Annotated in this window: 5 protein-coding genes; 1 reads left to right on the top strand and 4 read right to left on the bottom strand. The window is 51.0% G+C overall.

Going from position 1 to position 3632, the window contains the following annotated elements; genetic code table 11:
• Window positions 1-323: hypothetical protein (locus ACZ25G_RS07590; RefSeq protein ID WP_463682052.1), on the top strand; the 323-nt coding region annotated here is incomplete at its 5' end.
• Window positions 324-416: 93 nt separating this feature from the next.
• Here ACZ25G_RS07590 and ACZ25G_RS07585 read toward each other — a convergent pair.
• From ACZ25G_RS07585 to ACZ25G_RS07570, 4 genes are all read right to left on the bottom strand, one after another.
• The gene (locus tag ACZ25G_RS07585; RefSeq protein ID WP_463682051.1) at window positions 417-1412 is read right to left on the bottom strand and encodes a prenyltransferase/squalene oxidase repeat-containing protein; all 996 of its coding nucleotides are present in this window, start codon (window positions 1410-1412) and stop codon (window positions 417-419) included.
• Between the two features lie 148 nt (window positions 1413-1560).
• On the bottom strand, window positions 1561-2103 hold the full coding sequence (locus ACZ25G_RS07580) for a hypothetical protein (RefSeq protein WP_191482187.1): 543 nt from the start codon (window positions 2101-2103) through the stop codon (window positions 1561-1563).
• A gap of 31 nt (window positions 2104-2134) precedes the next feature.
• Window positions 2135-2767 carry a J domain-containing protein gene (locus tag ACZ25G_RS07575; RefSeq protein WP_463682050.1) on the bottom strand — a complete coding sequence of 211 codons (633 nt, stop codon included), beginning with the start codon at window positions 2765-2767 and terminating at the stop codon, window positions 2135-2137.
• On the bottom strand, window positions 2751-3632 hold an 882-nt coding region (locus ACZ25G_RS07570; protein WP_463682049.1), incomplete at its 5' end, for a DUF5685 family protein. The genes ACZ25G_RS07570 and ACZ25G_RS07575, both read right to left, overlap by 17 nt.

The following is a 3632-nucleotide window of genomic DNA, read 5'->3' as shown; positions in this document are numbered from 1 at the left end:
CAGACCCTTTGTCGCCCAAAGAGCCCAAAACAATTTGTATTTTATACAATAACCAAGTTTTATCTTTTGATGCCCCATTGGGGCTGGATACAGACTGCCCTTTTGTCCCGGAGTTGCCGCCGGGGTTTGTAGACAGCATGACGGCTGGATATCCGCAGCCGGGGAGGCATCCGCCGAACCTTCGATCTTCCTCCCACCTCGTTAACGCACAGGTCAGCCGCCTGTGGTGCATGGCGCTTTCAACAAACTCTAAAACGAACCTCCTTCCAAGGAATTTTCCTTTGGCTGGATTTCACCCTCCTTTCCAAGAAAATGGCGTATAGCAGAAGAAACCTTTACTGCTATACACCAGTATTATATGATAATGATACGAAATTTGCCAGCTTTCGCAGTAGTTTCATCTAAAAATTCGCAAATTATTCATTTTTATCTGGGTCAGTTTTTTCAATTTTATCACTTTTTACCTTGGCCCTTTTGACGTCGATTTTCCTTCCAAGGTGCCGGGAGAGCAGCAGCAATATATAGACAACGGCAATCATACCGATGGTCATCAAGATAAAGCTGCCATAGGTTTTAAGAGCGCTAGGCTGGTAAGGAGTAAGCTCTATACCGGTAAAATCCAGAACAGCCTGGCCGGAGCGGACAGATTCCAGGGCATAAAGGGCCCACAGGGAAGACGTCGTATCGCTTTTTTCCCCAGAGATACGGCAAAAGCCGTTGTCTTCGTTTTGGTAAGAGAACAGACTGTCCAGAAGGGTCCGCCCCTCTTTGACAAACCGTTCATCTTGAATGGAGCTGCCTGCCGCATACAGGGCGGCCACCGTGGTGCTCAAAGAAGTGGAGGTCTCCTCCCCAGCGGTGGAGAGAAAGCTCCCGTCAGCCTGTATGGCTCCGGAAAGATATTCTACGGCAGCTGCGAGAACCGCTTCATTCCCCTTGGGAGCGAGAGCGAGGATAGCCAGAGCAGTGCTTTCCGGGTCGCTCATGGCGTTTTCCGTCTGGCCGAAACCGCCGTCCTCCCGCTGAAGGGAGAGGAGGGTTTGTTCCATTTCTTCCGGAGTCATGGCGCCTTCAGCGGATGGAGAAAAGTCGCCGCTGTTTAAAGCGATGAGGACGAGGGAAAGATCCCGGGGGCTTTTGTTTTGGAGCAGGGAGGAGGTACAAAGCAGGTCAATGAGATTGATCCCCGCACAGTCCCTGGGATCGGTGCCGGAGGCGGTGAGAGCCAGGATATAGTTGGAAATCCCAGCAATATCAGCAGAGTCCTCTGCTACTTGGCCCGCGTTGTTGCGCAGGGAACGTATAGCGCCTTGATCCGGTTCTTCACCGGCAATGCGGGCGGCAATGACCTGATCTACAGGCTCCCCCTGGCGTTCTAAGTAGGAAAACACTTGGGTAACCGAATTGTCCAAGTAGTGGGCGGCTGTAGCAGGTAGGGGCAAAAGTAAGGAAAAAATAAGCAGAAAAGCGGTAAAGACCAGTGAGCCTCGGCGCATGATAATCCCCTTTCTCTCATAAAGAAAGCCCTCCATTAGAGGGCTTTTATCTCATGATCTTGTGTTATTTTATCTTTCGCAGGAATTTGGGCCGGAACCAATGAATGTACATGGAGATGACCCGTGTCAGGGCAAAATCGTAGATGACAAACACCACATTGCCCAGAGCAAGAAGAACAAGGACGGAATACTTGCCAAAGTCTCCGAAGGATTCCAGCACCTCTGAAATACCCATGACATTGATGACAAACAGGTATCCCAGAACAATACAGGCATTAAAGGTCAGCAGTTTTACCACCCACTCCAGAATCCGGTTGGGAATCCGGCGCTCGATGATGCCTTTGATAATCGGATAGTGGCCGAAAAAGCAGATGAACATAATGGCCGCTTCCCGGTCGGGGGTCATGAAGATAGAGAGAATGGACACCGCCACATAGACGATGAGTGCCTGTGTGGAACCGAATTCCACCACCATGGCCACCAGAATGAGGCCGGCCAGGGCGGGAAGGGCATAGGTGGCAAAGGGGAAGAGCCCTGTCATGAACATAAGCATGATGCAAAGCCCGGTAATCATACCACCCAGCGCAATCTTAGTGCTGCGTTTCATCGCGTATTGAGCCTTCCTTCATTTCTTGTTGTTAACAGCAGGAGATCAGATCGCCGCCCATGCATTCGCAGCAGCAGTCGGCGCAGATCAGGCCGCTGCACATATCACAGGAGGAACAGCCGCCGGCATTTTGGCTGGTGCGATAGCCGCCGGGTGTGCTGCGGCTGTAGCCGGTGGCACGTTGGCTTCCCATCTGATTGAGGGCCGCCCGATACTCAGGATTGCCAGGGTTCATGGCTACTGCCCGGTTAAAGTAACTGTATGCCTGATCCAGCCAGCCCCGGGAATAAAAGATACTTCCCTTGAGAAAATACCACTCGGCGTCCCGAGAATCGGTGGGGGTACCCTCCAGGATTTCTTCGGCGTCGCTGATGCGACCCTGTTGAATCATCTGACGCACGTCTCCAAAGCGGGAGTTGCCATAAGCGCCCTGATAGCCACCATTGTAGCCGCCATAGCCGCCCTGATTTCCTGCCTTGCGGGAAGCTTGGATCTGGTCATAGGCCTCATTGATTTCTTTCATCTTTTCTGCGGCCAGATCTCCCAACGGATTGTTGACATAGTTGTCCGGATGATATTTCCGGGCCAGTTCACGATAGGCTGCTTTGATTTCCTCGTCGGTGGCATTGGGAGAAACACCCAGCACCTTATAAGGATCGCTCATTTTTTTTGCTCCTTTTTGTTCGTATTTGATTCATTGTATCTGCAAATCCAAGATAGATAACATTGTCAAAGATTGGTTGAAAACGGTTGACCTCCAATAGCGCATAAGCGGTTCCGATTTCTGCTGCGGTTAGGTTCAAGGAACCTTTAGCTTCCTGCACCACTTCATTTATCTTTTCCGTCTCCCCGGCTTTTATATGATGGGCCAAAAGAAAAGGATTATAATTGCCCTCTTTCAGGTCATCGTCTATGTCGTCCAACGCGTCGATGAGATAGATCCACCGCCCCAATAGATAGCCAAATCGATCCAGAATACGACGCTGCCGGTCATCCCGCGCCATATAAACACAGATACGGGATAAAAATTCGGCGGTGGGGTGGGCGGCCTCATCCACATTGTCGCAGCCGGCGGATTCCAAGGCGCGCTGACGCTCCATAGCCTGCTTCATGATCTCATCGATTTCGGGCAGCTTTGCCGCCGCCTTTTTCCACGCACTTTTTATGAAGGGAAGCAGAAGGTAATTGCGGAAGCGGCCCCAAAACCCACTGTCCAGGATGTCGTCCCGCACCTTATAATAGAGCATAATCATAGCGACTTGGGCGGAAAACTCCAAAGAGGGATTGGACAGACAGCAGTTTTTCTTTTTCAGGGGATTGGCAAAACAGCACTGCTGCTCGATTTGGGGGCGTTGATCCTGAAGGGCCATATCCAGCATGGCAAGGAATGCAAAGTCGTAGTTGAGGGTAAAACGGGCAAAATACCCAAAGCTGTGGCCCAGCTGCTTGCACAGCCCGCAATAAACGGACTTATAAAGCTCAAACTCTTTGATTTTCAGCTCTGGCTTACAGGGCCTGACATATCCAAA

The sequence above is a fragment of the Zongyangia sp. genome (genome assembly GCF_965361945.1).
This window is presented reverse-complemented; position numbering and strand designations above follow the sequence as displayed.

Excerpts from the sequence above, each read along its gene's own strand:
- ACZ25G_RS07580 (WP_191482187.1), bottom strand. The coding sequence starts at position 2,103 with ATGAAACGCAGCACTAAGATTGCGCTGGGTGGTATGATTACCGGGCTT.
- ACZ25G_RS07575 (WP_463682050.1), bottom strand. The coding sequence starts at position 2,767 with ATGAGCGATCCTTATAAGGTGCTGGGTGTTTCTCCCAATGCCACCGAC.